Raw genomic sequence first — 17,471 nt, forward strand, 5'->3', positions numbered from 1 at the left:
GTCTAACTTCAAATATTCAACGTAGTTTTAATTTCACATCTCATTCAAGATTGTTTACAATTTATCTATAAAAGCATAACGGGGGGATTTCTATGACCGACTTTCAAAAGCAATTTTTTGCAAGATTACATATAGAAGAAAAAGACACAGTTTCATTTGAAGATTTACCTAACATTATGTACGCAATGGCACAAACTGTCCCATTTGAAAACTTAAATGTTCTCGAAAAGAATTTTAAAGAAATATCAAAAGAAAATTTGAACGAGAAAATTTTAGTAAATAACCGTGGCGGTCTTTGTTATGAACTCAACCCCACTATGTATTACTTCCTGAAAGACTCTGGATTCGATGTTCATCTCGTTTCAGGAACAGTGTATAACGCTGCAAATTCTATATGGGCTGTTGATTCTGGCCATATAGCAACTGTTTTAACACATCATAATGAACTTTATTTAATTGAAGTAGGATTCGGATCATACTTACCTCTTGCACCTGTTCCTTTCTCAGGTGAAGTCATTCACTCCGTTACAGGAGATTATCGTATTCGTAAAGAAATAACCGAAAAAGGAAACTACATTTTAGAGATGCGTAAAAATAATGAGTTTTTGGATCAATCTTCTGCTGATGATTGGACGTTAGGCTATGCATTTTATATAGAAGCAGTTGATGAAGAAAAAGCAAATGCAGCACAAAAGATTATTGTCGAACATAAGGGCTCACCGTTTAACAAAGTACCTCTTATTGTAAAACTAACTGAAGATGGGCATGCATCTTTAACAAAGGATAGTCTGACAGTAGCAAAGAACGGTAATAAAACGAAAGAAACCGTTACAGACATGCAATATACAAACCTTTTACATTCAAAATTCGGAATTACACTATAAGCATGAAAGCCTTGCTATTTTAGCAAGGCTTTCATTTTCCAGCAGGGATTTTTTGCAATTTGTTGTATTTCATAGTTATATAGGAATATAACTACATATTTAGAAAGGAAATGATTATGACAGAACTTAAAGGTCGACTACAAGTAGCTGATAAAGAGAAATGGGATTTAACGGATATATACCATAGCATTGAAGATTGGGAAAGCGATTTTCATAAAATTGAAGTATTAACGAAAGAATTACACGAGTTTAATGGACATATTCACGATGGTAACAGTTTATTAGCCTATTTAACAAAGAGTGAAGAAATTTCTAGCATAATATCTTTAATGTTCGCTTATGCGCGATTACAATCTGATCTTGATACGCGCGATACTGACGCTCAATCTCTTGTCGATAAAGTGTCACAATTACATGTGAAAGTAAGTGCGGCTAAATCGTTCTTTTCCCCATTCTTACTTAGCGTAGATGAAAACACATTACATTCTTACATAGAAGAAGCAGAAGGTTTACAATATTATAAAGAAGACTTATTTGAATTATACCGTTATAAAAAACACGTATTGAATAAAGACCAAGAAGAGATTTTATCACAAATGGGTGAAGCACTTTCCTCTCCGCAGCATACATATGGCATGTTAAATAATGCGGATATACTATTTGGTGAAGTGACTACTGATGATGGAGAAAAAGTTGCTTTAACGCGCGGAATGTATGCAAAATTAATAGAAGATGAAAATCGCGAGAAACGTAAAGAAGCCTATAAAGCTTATTACAAACCATACGTTCAATTAAAGAATTCTATCGCTTCTACTTTATCTGCTGCTATTAAAAATAATGTTACTGTTTCAAAGCTAAGAAAATATCCATCAGCTTTAGAAAAGTCATTATTTGGCGACATGGTTCCGAAAGAAGTATATGAAAATTTAATTGAGACGACGAAAAAAAATATTCAATCATTACATACCTATAATGAACTTCGAAAAGAAAAATTAAATGTAGATGAACTACGTCAATACGACTTGGGCGTTGATTTAGTAGCGGGTGTAAAACAAGACATTCCATATGACAAAGCATTTGACATGATGATCGAATCACTAGCTCCATTAGGTGAAGAATATATTGAAACATTAAAAAGCTTTAAAGATAAACGTTATATCGACGTGAGAGAAACGCCAGGAAAACGTTCCGGTGCTTATAACTTTGGTGTATATGGTGTTCATCCTTTCATTCTTTTAAATCATCACGATGATTTAAATAGCCTTTTCACCCTTACTCACGAATGTGGTCACGGTATGCATACACATTACTCACACGGATACCAACCAAGAATTTCTGCACACTATACTATTTTTGTCGCAGAAGTCGCTTCTACAGTAAATGAAGTGCTATTAATTCATCATTTATTAAAAGAAGCAAAAGATGCTAATGTACGTAACCATTTAGTAAACCATTTCATCGAGAAATTTAAAGGCACTTTCTTTACACAAATTATGTTCGCAGAGTTTGAAAAAATCACACATGAAATGGCGCAGCAAGGTAAACCATTAAATGCCCAAGTCTTTAGCGAAGTTTATGAAAACTTGTTTAGAGAGTATAATGGCGACTCTCTCGTATTTGACGAAGAAGTAAAATACGGCTGGGCTAGAATACCGCATTTTTATCGTCCATTTTACGTGTACAAATATGCAACTGGATTCGCTTCTGCAATCCAAATTGCTGATAAGTTATTGAGCGGCGATCCAAATGCTCAAAAACATTATATTGAATTCCTTAAAGGTGGAAGTTCTGACTATCCATTAAATCTACTGAAAAAAGCTGGTGTTGATTTAACTACGCCAGAACCGATTGAAAGTGCACTAAATCGTTTCAGCTCACTTGTTGAAGAGTTTTCAGCATTATAAAAAGCATGCAGAGTATATACTCTGCATGCTTTTTTCATTTGGGTTACTTTATGCTAAATGTTGCTGCGTTACGCAATGAATCATGCCACCATATGCAAACAGCTCATTTACATAAATGCCGACAATTCTTCTTCCCGGAAACTGCCCTTCAATGATTTGAAGCCCTAACTTGTCATGCTCATCGCCATATATAGGAACTAATACAACTTCATTTCCAATATAAAAATTCAAATATGAGCCCTTACAGTCTGCTTCTTTTACCATTCTTCTTGTCACCGGTACTGGTATGAGCTGAAATGGCTTTCCATCTATATTTCTTGACTGTCGCAATTCTTGATAATGCTTTTCATACGCTTCCAAAAGGTATGATTCACTTTCCCCGAAAGGATCATATTCATAAAGAATTGTATTTTCATTTACAAAACGTGCTGCACCATCAATATGATAATCTGTATCTTCATCATAATTATCCTCACCGCGAATACCGGTTATCCATATAAAATTCGTTACTCCTAAATATTTGGTCAACTCCGTTTCAATCTCTTTCTGACTTCGTGTAGGATTTCGATTCTCATTTATAATAGAAGTTTTCGCTGCCATTAAGGTCCCGTTTCCGTTTACCTCAATTCCTCCGCCCTCTATACAGACACTAGATTCAACTTTTGGAATACTATACCTTTCACTTATTTTAGTTGGTATAATAGCATCATTTTCATACGGATATTTATCCCCCCAACCATTAAATACCCAGTGTGTTAGGCGGAGATTTCCCTCTTTATCTTTCACAAAGATCGGTCCATTATCTCTTATCCAAACATCATCAGTTTCCTGAACTAAGAAATCAATTTTATCTATATTTACTTTTTCTTCCATTAACTTTGATTGGACATGTACTTTCTCTTCCTCATCACATACAACAATATGCACATTTTCACCGTAATGAAGTTCCTTTGCCATCGCTACCCAAATATCATCTAACTTAGCTTTGTAACCTTCACCTCTATGCGCTTTATCATGAGGCCATTGGAGCCATGTCCCCTCATGCTTTTCCCACTCAGCTGGCATATAAAACAAACTATTTTCCATACTTTTCATACATGTTCACCCCTTCTTCGAATGTAAGTTCAGTCTAAACTTTGACATCGTGTTAAGGTCAACAGGAATATATTCATTTACTTGTAGAAACTTTATAAGGTGACTCTTTACTTCTTCTTGTGATACACTATTTCTCCTTGTAAAACCGTCACCAAAACTTTCGCATTCGGAATCTTATCGGCCTTCATTTTAGTAATATCTTCATTTAGTAATACCATATCAGCTGATTTCCCTACTTCAATTGAGCCAGTGATGTTATCAAGACCTAATGCTTTAGCTGGCTTAATTGTATAGGCATCAATAGCTGCATATACATCAGACAAACCCTTGTCATCAATGCTTAATGCATTCGAAATCGTCACAAGCGGATTCAGTTCGTTTACATCCCAATCACTACTAAGCGATACATTTGCACCTGTTTTCCAAATTCGTCCTAGCGGCATAATTCGTTTCATCTGTTGATCTGAAAAATACGTACTTGCCCATCCTTGTTTAGGGTCTTCCGCAAAATCATGCCCTACCTGAAAATCAGCACTAACACCTAACTTAGCAAAACGATTTATATCACTATCTTCTACCATTTCAACATGTGTGAGCGTATAAGGCTGATTCGCCCCTTCTTTTTTCGCTGCTTCAATTGCATTTAAACTCTCTCTTACCCCGCCATCTCCAATCGTATGAATGAGTGCACCGTAACCAAGTTTATTCAGTTCCGTCAACCACCATTTCATTTTTTCTTCTGGAATATAGTTCAAACCATACGGCGTTCCTTTAAACCACTCAAATTTATATTTTTCTAGTATTTTAGCTGTACTATTAATACTAATTCCATCACTATACATCTTCACTTGATTAATAAGCATTCGAGATGATACATCATCACGCTTAATTTTTTTGAAATACTCCATTTGTTCTGCTTCATTTAAATTCGGATATACCCACGGACGAAGTACTACTCGCGATGTTAACTTTTTCTCATCATTTACTTTATTCCAAACATCTAACCAGCCTCGTTTCCAATAGAGACGTCCATCGCCGACTGTAGTAATACCATTCTTAGCAACCTCATCTAATCCGTCTAACAAACCTTCATAATTTTTTTCAAAGAGATTGGGCTGAGAATTCCATGCTTTTTCCATTACGATATCTCCTGCTGTATCATAAAGAATCCCAAAAGGTTCTCCTGTCTCTGGATCCCGAATAATTCTTCCGCCTTGCGGATCTTTCGTATCTTTATTTATTCCCGCTAACTCCAATGCCTTCGAGTTAACCCATACAGAGTGAGAGGTCCTTTCCATAATTAATACGGGATTATTAGGAAATAACTCATCAAGAACTTGTAATGGGGTTTGATGTTCTGATTTTTCATCCATATCTTTTAACAGCTCTTCCAAACTGAATCCTGTTCCACTTATCCATTCGCCATCTTTCACATCTTTTTTACAAGCCTTTAAATACGAGCGTTGTTTTTGCAGCGAAGCATCTGGTGAGACACTACAATTCCCTGCTGCTGGTGATTTCGCTTCAAATATATGATTATGATTGTCCACAAAACCAGGGAGGATAAAACGTCCTTGTAAATCCACCACTTTCGTATCTTCATTTATAAACCTCTCTACATCCTTATTTGAACCAACAAATGTAATTTTTCCTTCTTTAACAGCTACAGCCTCTACAATGTCTTGCTTTCCATTTGCAGTATAGATTGTACCATTTTTAAACACTACATTTTTGGGCAACTGATTAGGTAGAACAAAGTTACCATTCTCCCCTTCTCCTACTCCAGGAGTACATGCTGAAATCCATGTCATACTTAGAATCAGACAAATAATCATGATTGTTTTTTTCATATTCTTTCTCCTTTTTATTATGATAAATTACTTACATAAATAGAATAAGGATTGACATAATGTTAATGTCAATCCTTATTCTCAGTCTATTTTCATAACTAAAAAACAAATTTGTGTCACATACTCTTCTGCTAAACAATCACATTCAGGCCCTTTTATATAGACTTCATATGGATGACCATCAATTATATAACCGTTCCTTTCCACCCACTCTTCTAACGCCATATAAGCATAACCTATATAGTCATAGCTGCCATAATGCATAGTGGTAATAATTTGATGTTGGTGTATCTTTTTTATTTCGCACCCTTGTAATACACTTTTATTGTCTCCATCCATAATCGGTATTCTTAATTCAATATCACTGTGGCCTGGCATAAACTCTTCATCATAAAAGACGCTAGAAGGCGAACCAACTATTTGAAAGTTATTTTTTTGTACTTCTTCATATAAATCATAGAAATAATCATCCATATCATCTATATCTATTTGTAACCTTTGAGCAATTACTGTTATTTCATTTCTCGTTCCCATTAATATATCGTAATTTCTATGACGAGCAATATTTAAAGCATGATTCATATTAACCATTTCATTCATTTCAGAAATAACCTGTAAATTTTGTTTTACCTCATGAGACAATTCTACAATTTGCGCTTGCATATGCTGAATAAATGAATTTTGATCTGATGACTGGAGAATGACTTTAATTTTCGGCAAAGGAAACTTGTACTCCCTCAGCTTTTTAATTTTCAACGCTATCTCTAGCTGCCCTTGCTCATAATATCTATATCCATTAACTGGATTTACATATGCCGGTTTCAATATTTCCTCTTTATCATAATGTCTTAACATCCGTGTACTCATTTTACAAATCCGTGAAAACTCAGTAATTGTATACATATACTTACCCCTTGAATACATTCTCTTATAAGCTTATTTTAAAACCAATCAAAAATCTTTCTAACTGAAGAACCTTCATTTTGATTGTCTAACCTCTTCATTTTCGATGGTAATAATTGACTTGGACAATACCACGTTAAACAATTCATTGCGCCTCCCATAGTCGATATTTCTCCTACATGAATTTGAATAACTTGTTTCTCCGTATATTGTTGAATATATCGTAAAACTTCCCCATCTTTAGCTAGTCCAAACTTAGGGACATACAGAGCATCAAATGTTTCTAACATATTTATATATAAACCTTTTGCCGATGCTATTTCTTGATCATATTGCCCTTTCTCTGTATATGAGGAAGGAACAACTATGAATTCAGCCTCTGGCATTTGCTCTTGAATAATCTCTTGAACATGATATCTAAATTCATGATCCCCTAGAAAATCACTAATAAACATCGTATGTTCATCAATAAATTTAACCATTCCGTCTGCGTGTGCAAGTACGTCTCCTTCTTCAGCAGGAATAATAATAACTCGGCTCACATCTAAATCCCATTCTAATTGCTCAATAATCTCCTCTTCTGTCCAATCGTCATTATCATCAAATACGCGTTCTGTTAATATAACAGTATCTTTTTTATTCCAAATTAAATTGCCACCATCTAATATTAACGGGGATTTCACATATTCAAAGTCGTTCTTTTTCAACCATTTATTAAATTGTTGATCTAAATATCGTCCTTGATCATCTGGCAAATAATTTGGTCGATATTTAAATTTAACTAAATGATTCGTTACAACTGGCGCAACATCCCTTAGCCAAATATCATCATATTCAAAGAAACTTGTATGAAAGTCTTGCTCCTCAACAGATAAAGAAATAAGTTGATCAGTAACTCCCTTTTTTTCATTTAAATTTTCATTAAAATAAATAAGTTCTTCATAAAATGGTTCATAATACTCATTTGATTCATCTGGTATCGCAGTAAAAATAATTCCCTTTTGTTTTTGTTCCATCTTATTTACCTCACTTTTTATAATAATTGAGTGGCCTGCTCTTCCACAATACCTTTCACTTTTCATTACAAATTTTGAAACACGCACATTTCTTGAGTGGATTATAGCACGGAGAAATATTATATATTTATATAAAAAATATAAAGCCGTCATTGAGGCGTAAATTGGCTCTTGACAAGATTTAGAAATGCAATAGCGCCGACTTAATCGTTACATAATTTTCTCATCACAATGCATCTCCATTACTTCTAGCAGACGATGTTGACATAAATTCAATATATGCATTTCTACACCTATACAAATCGCTTCTAATGGAAGGTCATTCGGATCCTGCCCAAAAGGATCTTCAATTTCAACTCCTATTGCTTCAATACCAATAAACGCAAAACTTATAAACGTAGTTGCAAGTACTGTAACCCAGCCAAGACTATCAACAAGACCAATTGGTAACGTCCCGCAAAATATGAGCAATAAAATTTTTATATGCGCAAAATATGCAAAAGGAATAGGTGTCGTTTTAATACGATCACATCCCCCCACAGCCGTAAGCAGATTATTCAAATCAGCTTCCATATTAATTATTGCATTTGGATGAATTTGACCAGATTTCAAGCCTTTTGATAGTATAGTTTTTAACATAAGAACTATACTAATCGGTAAATGTATAGACTCGGTCAACATTTCTTTTTCCTTCTCAGAACAAATGTTAAACAATGCCTTTATTTCAGATAAATCTTTTTCGTCTCTCAAATGTCCTTTCGCTATCTTTGGAAAAGCAATTAATAAATGTAAAAATTTTAGTTTTTCTTGATCTATCTTTTTCCCCTCGGACTCCCAATAACACAAAAAACTAACTGCCAAATTTCTAGTACAAGCACCAATCGTGCCAAATAACTTCCTACCTTCCCAGTACCGATCATAAGCAGTGTTAGTACGAAATACTAATAATAATCCTAAAGCTCCCCCGACGATTACCCAAGGAGTCTGATTTATATTTATTTCTGCATAGTAATAATTAATCACAGCTACTATCGTTGAAACACACGTATAAAATAAGATTTGCGGGAAAATATCTCTTATAATTGTCCCTTTTAATGTAAATATTTGATGTAAACTATTTTGATTATTGTAATGCACCATATTTACAAAAACCTCTTCCCTTATTAACTTTTTATTTTTTAAATCATGAGAGTATACAATTAAATAGCAGAATCATAAACCCTATCATGATGAGGCTGGTTAAGATTATTTCTTTCAATACCGTTACTCCTTTTTTCCAAAAGATAAAATACCTTATTTAATTTCAACAACAAAAGTCTACTCTTCTAAATCACGACGCATTATTTTAAAATTTGCAATGAATAAAGCACTAATTAGTACAAGAATCGCGCAGGCATATAACAATGAATCTATCGGACTATCGTGATCTATAATAATGAGACGAACGATAGCTGTTATACCTATATATATAAAATATCGTAATGGGAAATGAAAATTCATTTGAAAATACTTTATAATCATTACGATGAATTCAAAATATAAAAAAAATACGACGATACTATCAATTAAATGATAACTAGATTCTTCACCATTTAATTTCAGTTCTTGTATAAATTGAACGACTTCTTTCATAAGAAACACACTTAATACAATCCCTAAACAAATCAAAGCTACATTTAAAATGTACTGTAGAACGATAGGGAAAAACGAAAATACTATTTTTAAGTTCTTTAACACAAACATTTTTCTCCTTTTTTATATAAAACGAAAAGCGAATACACACTGTAATTCATTTATCATTATATTTAAATTTCATTGTTTCAGATAATAAGGAATAACAAAATAGGTAAAGTTAGGATTTCACCTATTTTGTCTCAAAAGCAACATAATGAAATTCCAATCCATTACTTCAATGCAATCGGTTGTTGTTGTGTCACACAATGAATCATACCGCCATTTTTATAAAGCTCTCTCACATCAATACCAACTACTTTACGATCTGGGTATAATTTCTGAATCGTATCGTTTGCGATTTTATCATTTGGATCATTATAATTAGGCACCAATACCACTGTATTCCCAATATAATAATTGATATATGACCCTTTATAATCGAGAGTTTTTCCATTTTTTAATACAACTTTTTCTTTACTAAGCGGTAAGTATTCATACTTATATTTCTTTCCTGAAGCATTTTTTGCATCTAACAATGTATCCATATCTTTATTAGATAAACCCCATTCAGCTAGGTCATTTTCTTTCATCGTTACAATGGTAGATTTATTATGGAATTTAGCAAATCCATCAATATGAAAGTCCGTAATATCTAAATTAGGTACTCCATCTAACCAAATAAAGTTTGATACCCCAAGGTCACTTATATATTTTTCAATTTCCTTTTCTGATAAATCAGGATTTCTATTTTTATTCGTTACTGCACTTCGAGTTAATAACGCAGTCCCATTGCTGTCTAATTCAATTGCGCCGCCTTCAAGGACAAATTTCCCCCAATCAATTCTTTCAATCCCTGATTGTTTACTAACATTTTCACGTATACGAGCATCATTTTTATAAGGCGTTTTCTTTCCCCATCCATTAAATGCCGGATCTAATATTTTTAAATTTTTATTATTGTCATAAACAAAAATCGGTCCACTATCTCGTGCCCATACATCATCAGTAGGAGCGATAAAGAAATCAATTTTATCCATATTCAGTCCTTTATCTATTAAAAGCGTATTGATTCGCTCTTTCTCCTCCTCATCGTATGCAACAATGTGGACTTTCTCACCCTCAGTTAAAGCACTTGCCATCTTAACCCAAATCGGTTCAACTTCCTGCTTATACTCTTCACCATATGTGTATTCATGAGGCCATTGTAGCCATGTACCTTCATGTTTATCTTTTTCATCGGGCATCGTATATTTCCCGACGGTTTTCTGTACCTCTACTTTTCCATTCTCTTTCCCTTTAGCATTTTCATTGTTCCCCTCAAAAGAGCATCCACTAACAATCGTTGTAGATAATGTAGCCATTAAGCAAAACTTCACTATTTTTTTCATTTTGTAAACCTCCTGTTCTTGTCTTCAATAATGTAAAGCTTCACATAGTGTGAAGCTCAAGCTTTTTTATCGATGTAAAATTTACCAATTAATCTTCCGCATAAATTCAATACGAATAGATAAACTTCACACAGCAGCTTTCCTTTATTTAACATTCATATCATTTAACTTCCTATATAAAATTATTCTACTATTCCCCCTTCATAGTTACTCCTTCGCTGAACATTCCCAAATAAAAAATCGGTATTGATAAATTCATATCAATACCGATTTACAAATCATTATTTTCCTTCTATTAAATCATTCGCCATTTTCCTAAACTCTTGATTAAATGCATCATTCATACCATTTTGGACGTTAGAGAATAATATGACAAACGTTTTTTTATCCCAGTTAAAATTATTAAAAGTATTCCAACCTGCTAATACGCCGTGGTTGTGATAATAATCTGGATACGTATAGAAACTAAATCCATATTTTCTTGCAGGTGATGCAGTAAACATATCCAATACACTTTGTTTAGATAACAGTTTTCCATCCATTATTGCCTCATCTAATCTTTTCATATCTTCAACGGTGGTATACATTTCACCACACCCATATAACCAGTTCATTTTTAAGCGAGGTGCATCTATTAACTCATTATCTTTTTTTGTATAACCTTCTGCTAAGAAAATATCTTCAGGAAGAGTTGCCCCCATTCCAGATTCATGCATACCAACAGGAATAAAAATATTCTCTTTCACATATTCAGCAAGCGGCTTATTCGTAATCTTTTCTACAATATACGCAAGCACCATATAATTATAGTCTGTATATTTCCATCCTGTCCCTGCAGGAAATTGTAACGCTTGCGAACCAATCCACGTTACTAACTTTAAACGTGAAGCTGCGTCAACACTGCCTTGCCCCTGATCTGGTAACCCGGACGTATGTGTTAACAAATTTCGCAACGTAATGTTTTTATCTGCTGGAAACGATGGAATATACTTATTTACATTGTCTTCAATATTTAATTTCCCTTTTTCTTTTAGCTGCATAATAGATATTGCAACAACTGTTTTCGTAATAGAACCAATGCGATATTTCGTTCTTGGCGTCGTGAACACTTTATCTTTCACATTCGCATAACCGTAGCCTTTTCGTAAAATGACATGGTCTTTACTTGCTACAAGAACACTCCCATTAAATCCTTTATCTTTTAAATACTGATCTAATTTTCCAGCTGCAATTTCATAACGCTTTTTCTCATTCGCATCAACTTCCTGTTCAACATCTTTTTGCTTACTTTTTAAATTAGAAAATGCCTTTATATCATATTTCTTTCCTTTACTTGCATGTATTAATGTAACAACACTTCCACAAAAAACAGCAAAAATAAAGAAAATAATTAACCATTTCTTTAACATACTAGGAACCCTCTTTTATCTAGTTTCACTTAACGTGCATCCATTCTACTTTATATTTTTTAATTATCAAATACTTTATAGTATTATTTAATATTCACTCTGTTAGAGCTAGATTCCTTTTTCTCATATTCAGTTTTTGGCTACTCTCTATTGTATTTCTTTCTTGCAAAATTTCCACCATACAATCGGATACACCCTACTATAATTTTAACATCTTATGTAACATTTGTTACACATAATAAGAAACGGAGTTGTTACGATGAAAAATATTGATAAACGCAATCGTTTAAATGATAGGGTGTTTCATTACAGGGTAACAAAAAACATAGTTTCAGTTGAATATTACGGAAAACAGATTATGATATTAAAAGGAAATGACGCTGAAAAATTTTTATACAAAATAAATCATGCACATAACGATACAGAAAAACAACTCATTATGGCTAAAGTGACAGGCAATTTCAAAAGGGGCAATGAACGTCACTGAAAACGAATCTCATTTACTTTTTTGATTATACAACATATAAAAAAAGAAATGTCGCTCATTCGGCATTTCTTTAGACTTTCTTCATAAAAAATTTACATTGCTAACTTTCTTTTTTGTTTTTACTATATAAACTTACTGCCGAAATACTTAGTACTACCACTATACACAACCACGCATACGTATACCCTTTCTCGTCCACAATATAACCAAATAAAACAGGCGCAACAATAATAGCAATCTGGTTTAATGTAAGTGCCAAGCTAACTGTTATCCCAATAGATTCTTCACTTGCACATTCAGCAACTTCGACGATAAAAAGACTAAACCATCCAATTGAAAAGAAGCCTAACAATGCACTTACACCATACAATACTCCACTCGTTACTGTATGTATGCTTATTACTAACAATAGAATCAAACCGATAGAAGCACAGACAGCTATAAATAAAGGTATGCGCCGATTCCCCTTATAAAACAAATCACTACTAGCTGCTAATACAACACGGCCAATCATCCCAGAAAAGAACATCACTGAAAATACTGTTCCGGCTACAATAGATGTAATGGATTGTTCCCTTACTAAAAATTTCATAAAATGCCCAACTAACACCATTTGTAATGAAATCATACAAATACCCGTTATATATATTGGGTACAACTCTTTCTTACATATCACTACTTTTAGCTCCGTCCAAAAAGAAATTTTAATATATTCTTTCCTTACTTCCGCCTGAACATATGGCTCTTTATAAAATATAAAAAATAATAATCCTCCAATTATACAAATGCATGCAATACTATTTATCGCGTAAGTGACATTATATTGTATTGTAAGAAACGGAATTAACACTCCCGCTAACGCGCCACCAATCGGTATACCAGCTTGCCTTATTCCCATCGCTAATCCACGATTTTCTTTTGGGAACCATTTCATAATCACTTTACTTCCTCCTGGCTGGGAAACACTATAAAACATTCCTACTAATAAAAGTACAAATAATAGCCCATTAAATCCGCTTACTATATTAGTTAGTAAAAGCGAACCTCCTAGCAAAAATGAACTTATAAAAATTAATATTTTTTCATTATATTGATCAAGTAATCGACCTACAAAAAGCATACAAAATAACGGCCCAATATTTACAACACTTATTAACAATCTACTCTCCATATTCGTAAGCGCATATTCTTCTTTCCAAAATAAAGTAAAAACTCCTACACCATACGTTATAAGGGTCGCTGTTGTTTGAGCAATTGTCGCAAAAATTAACATAACCCACTTATAAGTACTATTCATCCTTTCTTCGATCAACACATTAATCCCTCCATCCCCTTCCATTATATGAAAGTTCTAATATCATATAAAATAAAGATTTATCATATAATCCATCAAAAAAAATGATACCTTTTCGGAGGGATGATACGTGGATATAAAAGATTTAACTGTATTTTACGAAGTCGCGAAGGAAAATAATATTTCTCACGCAGCTAAAAATTTAAACTATGTACAATCAGGCGTAACAATGCGTATGAAACAACTAGAAAATGAATTAGGTGTGCCTTTATTTTACCGTAACGGAAAAGGGGTAACTTTAACTTCTAACGGTGAGATTTTATTAACATACGCCAAACAAATTATCCACTTAATGGATCAATCTATAAAAGCGGTTCAAAGTAATGGAACTGAGCCTAAAGGCACTTTAAAAATCGGGTGTACAGAATCTACAACCGCTGTAAGGCTCCCCTCTATATTAACGGCCTACTATGAGAAATACCCAGAAGTCGAATTGATTTTAGAAACAAATACGACCGAACAACTAATTAGGCTAGTGTTAGAACGAAGACTAGACGGAGCGTTTATAGCAGGATCTACTCAGCATGCTGAACTTCATACAAGTGTATTTCGTGAAGAAGAATTAGTTCTCATTAGTAAAAAACCTTTATCCTCTCTTACAGACATAGGAGATATGAATTTACTCGCTTTTAGTCACGGTTGCTATTATAGAAGTTTACTTGAAGACTGGCTTCAAGAAGAAGACCTCTCACCTAAACGAGTATTAGAGTTCGGAACAATTGAAGCGATACTCGCCTGTGTAAAATCGAATATGGGCGTAGCAATTATGATGAAATCTATTTTAAATGATCATGATCATGCACATAACTTATCATTCAACCCTTTACCTAATAGATTCAAAAAAGTTCCTACTACTTTTATTACTAGAAAAGATCTATATCACTCAGCTGCATTACAAAAATTTATGGAGATGATTTAACAATGCGTGAAAAGAAAATACGTGGGATGAAACGAAAAACAAACACTATGATAAAGCGAATTGAAGAACATACAAAAACGTTCCCTTCTGCTTTCTATAACGATGAATATTGGTACATGCCTTTACCAGTTTCTCAAGCTTTTATCGAGTCTCATAAAACACCTAGAAAAGTAAAACGATTATGTATACAAACTTTAATAGATCGAGTAAATCATTTAATAAAAACAAAACCGAGTGATACACATACATATCGAGTTGTTACTTTAATTTCTATAGAAAATTTATGGAGATCGCAAATTATCGTATTTAAAAACAATGACTACTTTCAAAATTTTTTCAATAGAAATAATGAATTTCAAACATGGATTCCTCTTTCAAATGAAATAAATTTTTGGGAAACATGGGGAATTTCAATTTGCCCTACCGCCCAACTGTTGCACTTTCAAGAAGTCATTTATGATGAGGATGCAATCGATAAAAAAGAGATTTGGTTTATTGGAGAGTTATCTTAAAAGGGGTACTTTCAAATGAAAAGCTTCCCTTTTTTCACCTAACAAAATCGCTATATAATGAATTTATCATTTTACTATATAGGAGGTTTTCAAATGGTAATCCCTAAATATCCTGATGTCCCTACTCTTACGAAAAAACAAATCGATCAAATTACGGAAATCACTTTTCTAAAAGAAATAAAACCACAAAAATGTGATGCAATTTTCGTTTTCGGCGGTTCTCATCCTGGCAATTGGCAAGCTCCTCTAGAAGCTTATCGACAAGGTTTAGGAAATAAAATTATCGTTACAGGTGGTACTAGTTTGCATGGTATGAAACATCCGAGCTGGAATTACGGGGATTTGTCAGAAGCAGAAGTAATTGTAAATAAATTAATTGAACATGGCGTATCAAAAGATGCTATCTTGTTTGAGACAAATTCCCTCCATTCTATCGCTAATGTAATGGAAGCGAAAAAAATTTTTGATTTCACAAAGATTAATCGGTTACTATTTGTATGCAAAAGCTTAGGAGCCGGTCGGCAATATAGAGTATTAAAGAAACATTTACCTAAAACTGTTACTTGTATTCCATATACATTTGATACAAGTTTCGATGGTGATTTTATAATTAATAGATATAATTGGATGGAAAATGAAAAGAGTCGCTCTATGATTTTTGGAGAATACTTGAGAAATGTTTGCTACGGTAAAAAAGGTGGTATTCAGCCACCCGAAAAGGAAGTTCAAGGCTTAGAAGAATATGTATTCTACTACTATAATCTAGCATAATAGGAGAAAAGGTATACCAAAACGTCGGTATACCTTTTCTCCTATTTATTTTTCTTTTAACACACTATGTAATCGATCAGGATAATTTGTAAACATTCCTGTAGCACCCCATTTAATTAACAATCTCATATCTGGTTTCTCATTAATTGTATATGGATGTATTAACAGTCCATTTCTCCTAGCCATTTTCATATATGACTCATCAATAATTAGTTCTCCGTTATCATTACGTAAGTTTGGCCCAATACCAACTGCATACTTTTTAATTTCTTGAAAATCTTCATCCGTTACGCTTTTCGGTTCATGTGTAATACCAGACCATTCAACAATCTCATTGTTTTCATTTGGATAATACCAAAGCAGTTGAACTAACGGAATATTTTTATTCATACTATGAATCTTTGTTAAACTATCTTTACTAAATGATTGAATCATAACACGACTAGATGACATGTTTTGACCTACTAAATTATATTTATTTAACAACGCTAACAATTTCTCTTCCATTCCTGGATACACATCTGGTGATTTTGTTTCAATATAATACTTCATACTTCTACCGTACTTTTGGAATATTTCTTCAAGAGTTGGAACCTTTTGACCAACATACTCGCTCTTAGCTTTTTCTGGATAAGCTTTATTGAACCAAGATCCTGCATCTAAACTCTTTATTTCACTTAATGTTTTATCTCGTACTTCACCTGTACCATTTGTAGTTCGATCAACTGCTGTATCATGCATTGCAATCAACTGGCCGTCCTTAGTTAACTGAATATCTAATTCCAAATAATCCGCTTTCATTTTTTTCACAAGATCATAAGAAGCAAAAGTATGCTCCGGTGCATGTCCACTTGCTCCGCGATGTGCAATATTTAAAAACTTATTCGTATTCCTCTCATGCTTTCCTTCTGATTTCGCATGAACAGCTCCCCCAGCAAAGATACTTCCCATCATAAAGAAAATAACTAATACGCTAATAATTTTTCTCATTCTTCTAACCCTTCCTACGTTGCAAATTTCAACAAGTTAATGAGATTTACACGAAATAGAAGATATACTTTCATTATTTTTATAAGCTTATATTAAAATTCCAATCTTCCAAATATAATTCCCCTATGTTCTTGCTATACTATTTATTTTCTTTATCCCTCCTTTTACATGTAACTCCTATTGTTTACAGTTCATTCAATAAAAAAAGCCATAAATTATTTAGAGGAAACTTCTGTATCCCTAAATAAATTTATAGCTTATCTCAAATATCTCCAGCCTCGATTAACTTGTCGAAATTAATCATACCAAACCTAT

Annotated in this window: 16 protein-coding genes; 6 read left to right on the forward strand and 10 right to left on the reverse strand. The window is 33.3% G+C overall.

The window, feature by feature from the left end:
- The first annotated feature begins 92 nt into the window (after nucleotides 1–92).
- Together KZZ19_RS16815 and pepF are read left to right on the forward strand one after the other, a co-directional pair.
- Entirely contained in the window at nucleotides 93–884 is a 792-nt protein-coding gene (locus tag KZZ19_RS16815) for an arylamine N-acetyltransferase family protein (RefSeq protein ID WP_088097189.1), read from the forward strand.
- A gap of 116 nt (nucleotides 885–1,000) precedes the next feature.
- Nucleotides 1,001–2,788: an oligoendopeptidase F gene (pepF, locus tag KZZ19_RS16820; RefSeq protein WP_237980744.1), complete on the forward strand. Its 1,788-nt coding sequence runs from the start codon at nucleotides 1,001–1,003 to the stop codon at nucleotides 2,786–2,788.
- 48 nt (nucleotides 2,789–2,836) lie between these two features.
- Here pepF and KZZ19_RS16825 read toward each other — a convergent pair whose 3' ends face one another.
- From KZZ19_RS16825 to KZZ19_RS16860, 8 genes are all read right to left on the reverse strand, one after another.
- Nucleotides 2,837–3,883: an agmatine deiminase family protein gene (locus tag KZZ19_RS16825; RefSeq protein WP_237980743.1), complete on the reverse strand. Its 1,047-nt coding sequence runs from the start codon at nucleotides 3,881–3,883 to the stop codon at nucleotides 2,837–2,839.
- A 107-nt stretch (nucleotides 3,884–3,990) separates the two neighbouring features.
- A complete protein-coding gene (locus tag KZZ19_RS16830) occupies nucleotides 3,991–5,733 on the reverse strand; it encodes an amidohydrolase (RefSeq protein ID WP_237980742.1) in 1,743 nt (580 codons plus the stop codon).
- An 81-nt stretch (nucleotides 5,734–5,814) separates the two neighbouring features.
- Nucleotides 5,815–6,636 (reverse strand): MerR family transcriptional regulator, encoded by an 822-nt coding sequence (locus tag KZZ19_RS16835; RefSeq protein WP_237980741.1) that lies wholly within the window; start codon nucleotides 6,634–6,636, stop codon nucleotides 5,815–5,817.
- Nucleotides 6,637–6,674: 38 nt separating this feature from the next.
- A complete protein-coding gene (locus KZZ19_RS16840) occupies nucleotides 6,675–7,652 on the reverse strand; it encodes an agmatine deiminase family protein (RefSeq protein ID WP_088097194.1) in 978 nt (325 codons plus the stop codon).
- A gap of 210 nt (nucleotides 7,653–7,862) precedes the next feature.
- A complete protein-coding gene (locus tag KZZ19_RS16845; RefSeq protein ID WP_088097195.1) occupies nucleotides 7,863–8,792 on the reverse strand; it encodes a bestrophin family protein in 930 nt (309 codons plus the stop codon).
- Nucleotides 8,793–8,969: 177 nt separating this feature from the next.
- On the reverse strand, nucleotides 8,970–9,389 hold the full coding sequence (gene psiE, locus KZZ19_RS16850) for a phosphate-starvation-inducible protein PsiE (RefSeq protein ID WP_140392511.1): 420 nt from the start codon (nucleotides 9,387–9,389) through the stop codon (nucleotides 8,970–8,972).
- Nucleotides 9,390–9,556: 167 nt separating this feature from the next.
- The gene (locus tag KZZ19_RS16855) at nucleotides 9,557–10,714 is read right to left on the reverse strand and encodes an agmatine deiminase family protein (RefSeq protein WP_237980740.1); all 1,158 of its coding nucleotides are present in this window, start codon (nucleotides 10,712–10,714) and stop codon (nucleotides 9,557–9,559) included.
- A 281-nt stretch (nucleotides 10,715–10,995) separates the two neighbouring features.
- Nucleotides 10,996–12,123, reverse strand: coding sequence for a serine hydrolase domain-containing protein (locus tag KZZ19_RS16860; RefSeq protein WP_237980739.1), 1,128 nt, complete (start codon nucleotides 12,121–12,123; stop codon nucleotides 10,996–10,998).
- Between the two features lie 259 nt (nucleotides 12,124–12,382).
- Between KZZ19_RS16860 and KZZ19_RS16865 the strand changes: the two genes are divergently transcribed.
- On the forward strand, nucleotides 12,383–12,610 hold the full coding sequence (locus tag KZZ19_RS16865; protein ID WP_237980738.1) for a hypothetical protein: 228 nt from the start codon (nucleotides 12,383–12,385) through the stop codon (nucleotides 12,608–12,610).
- A gap of 100 nt (nucleotides 12,611–12,710) precedes the next feature.
- On the opposite strand, the gene KZZ19_RS16870 is transcribed toward KZZ19_RS16865, so the two are convergent.
- Entirely contained in the window at nucleotides 12,711–13,949 is a 1,239-nt protein-coding gene (locus KZZ19_RS16870) for an MFS transporter (protein ID WP_237980737.1), read from the reverse strand.
- 85 nt (nucleotides 13,950–14,034) lie between these two features.
- On the opposite strand from KZZ19_RS16870, the gene KZZ19_RS16875 reads away from it, so the two are divergent.
- The 3 genes from KZZ19_RS16875 (at nucleotide 14,035) to KZZ19_RS16885 (ending at nucleotide 16,166) form a co-directional block, all read left to right on the forward strand.
- Entirely contained in the window at nucleotides 14,035–14,883 is an 849-nt protein-coding gene (locus KZZ19_RS16875; RefSeq protein WP_237980735.1) for a LysR family transcriptional regulator, read from the forward strand.
- Between the two features lie 2 nt (nucleotides 14,884–14,885).
- Nucleotides 14,886–15,395 carry a DUF3916 domain-containing protein gene (locus KZZ19_RS16880; RefSeq protein WP_237980733.1) on the forward strand — a complete coding sequence of 170 codons (510 nt, stop codon included), beginning with the start codon at nucleotides 14,886–14,888 and terminating at the stop codon, nucleotides 15,393–15,395.
- 93 nt (nucleotides 15,396–15,488) lie between these two features.
- A complete protein-coding gene (locus KZZ19_RS16885) occupies nucleotides 15,489–16,166 on the forward strand; it encodes a YdcF family protein (protein WP_237980731.1) in 678 nt (225 codons plus the stop codon).
- Between the two features lie 45 nt (nucleotides 16,167–16,211).
- Here the strand turns inward: KZZ19_RS16885 and KZZ19_RS16890 are convergent, their stop codons facing one another.
- A complete protein-coding gene (locus tag KZZ19_RS16890) occupies nucleotides 16,212–17,156 on the reverse strand; it encodes a glycerophosphodiester phosphodiesterase (protein ID WP_237980729.1) in 945 nt (314 codons plus the stop codon).
- Between the last annotated feature and the right edge of the window lie 315 nt (nucleotides 17,157–17,471).

Source organism: Bacillus thuringiensis, assembly GCF_022095615.2.
In the GTDB taxonomy this organism is placed as follows: Bacteria; Bacillota; Bacilli; order Bacillales; family Bacillaceae_G; genus Bacillus_A; species Bacillus_A cereus_AG.

Bases quoted from the DNA above. Each gene is read 5' to 3' on its own strand.
- KZZ19_RS16825 (WP_237980743.1), bottom strand. From the start codon at position 3,883: ATGAAAAGTATGGAAAATAGTTTGTTTTATATGCCAGCTGAGTGGGAA.
- KZZ19_RS16815 (WP_088097189.1), top strand. From the start codon at position 93: ATGACCGACTTTCAAAAGCAATTTTTTGCAAGATTACATATAGAAGAA.
- KZZ19_RS16830 (WP_237980742.1), bottom strand. From the start codon at position 5,733: ATGAAAAAAACAATCATGATTATTTGTCTGATTCTAAGTATGACATGG.
- KZZ19_RS16885 (WP_237980731.1), top strand. From the start codon at position 15,489: ATGGTAATCCCTAAATATCCTGATGTCCCTACTCTTACGAAAAAACAA.
- KZZ19_RS16840 (WP_088097194.1), bottom strand. From the start codon at position 7,652: ATGGAACAAAAACAAAAGGGAATTATTTTTACTGCGATACCAGATGAA.
- KZZ19_RS16890 (WP_237980729.1), bottom strand. From the start codon at position 17,156: ATGAGAAAAATTATTAGCGTATTAGTTATTTTCTTTATGATGGGAAGT.
- KZZ19_RS16870 (WP_237980737.1), bottom strand. From the start codon at position 13,949: ATGGAAGGGGATGGAGGGATTAATGTGTTGATCGAAGAAAGGATGAAT.
- KZZ19_RS16860 (WP_237980739.1), bottom strand. From the start codon at position 12,123: ATGTTAAAGAAATGGTTAATTATTTTCTTTATTTTTGCTGTTTTTTGT.
- KZZ19_RS16835 (WP_237980741.1), bottom strand. From the start codon at position 6,636: ATGTATACAATTACTGAGTTTTCACGGATTTGTAAAATGAGTACACGG.
- KZZ19_RS16855 (WP_237980740.1), bottom strand. From the start codon at position 10,714: ATGAAAAAAATAGTGAAGTTTTGCTTAATGGCTACATTATCTACAACG.
- KZZ19_RS16880 (WP_237980733.1), top strand. From the start codon at position 14,886: ATGCGTGAAAAGAAAATACGTGGGATGAAACGAAAAACAAACACTATG.
- KZZ19_RS16845 (WP_088097195.1), bottom strand. From the start codon at position 8,792: ATGGTGCATTACAATAATCAAAATAGTTTACATCAAATATTTACATTA.
- KZZ19_RS16865 (WP_237980738.1), top strand. From the start codon at position 12,383: ATGAAAAATATTGATAAACGCAATCGTTTAAATGATAGGGTGTTTCAT.
- pepF (WP_237980744.1), top strand. From the start codon at position 1,001: ATGACAGAACTTAAAGGTCGACTACAAGTAGCTGATAAAGAGAAATGG.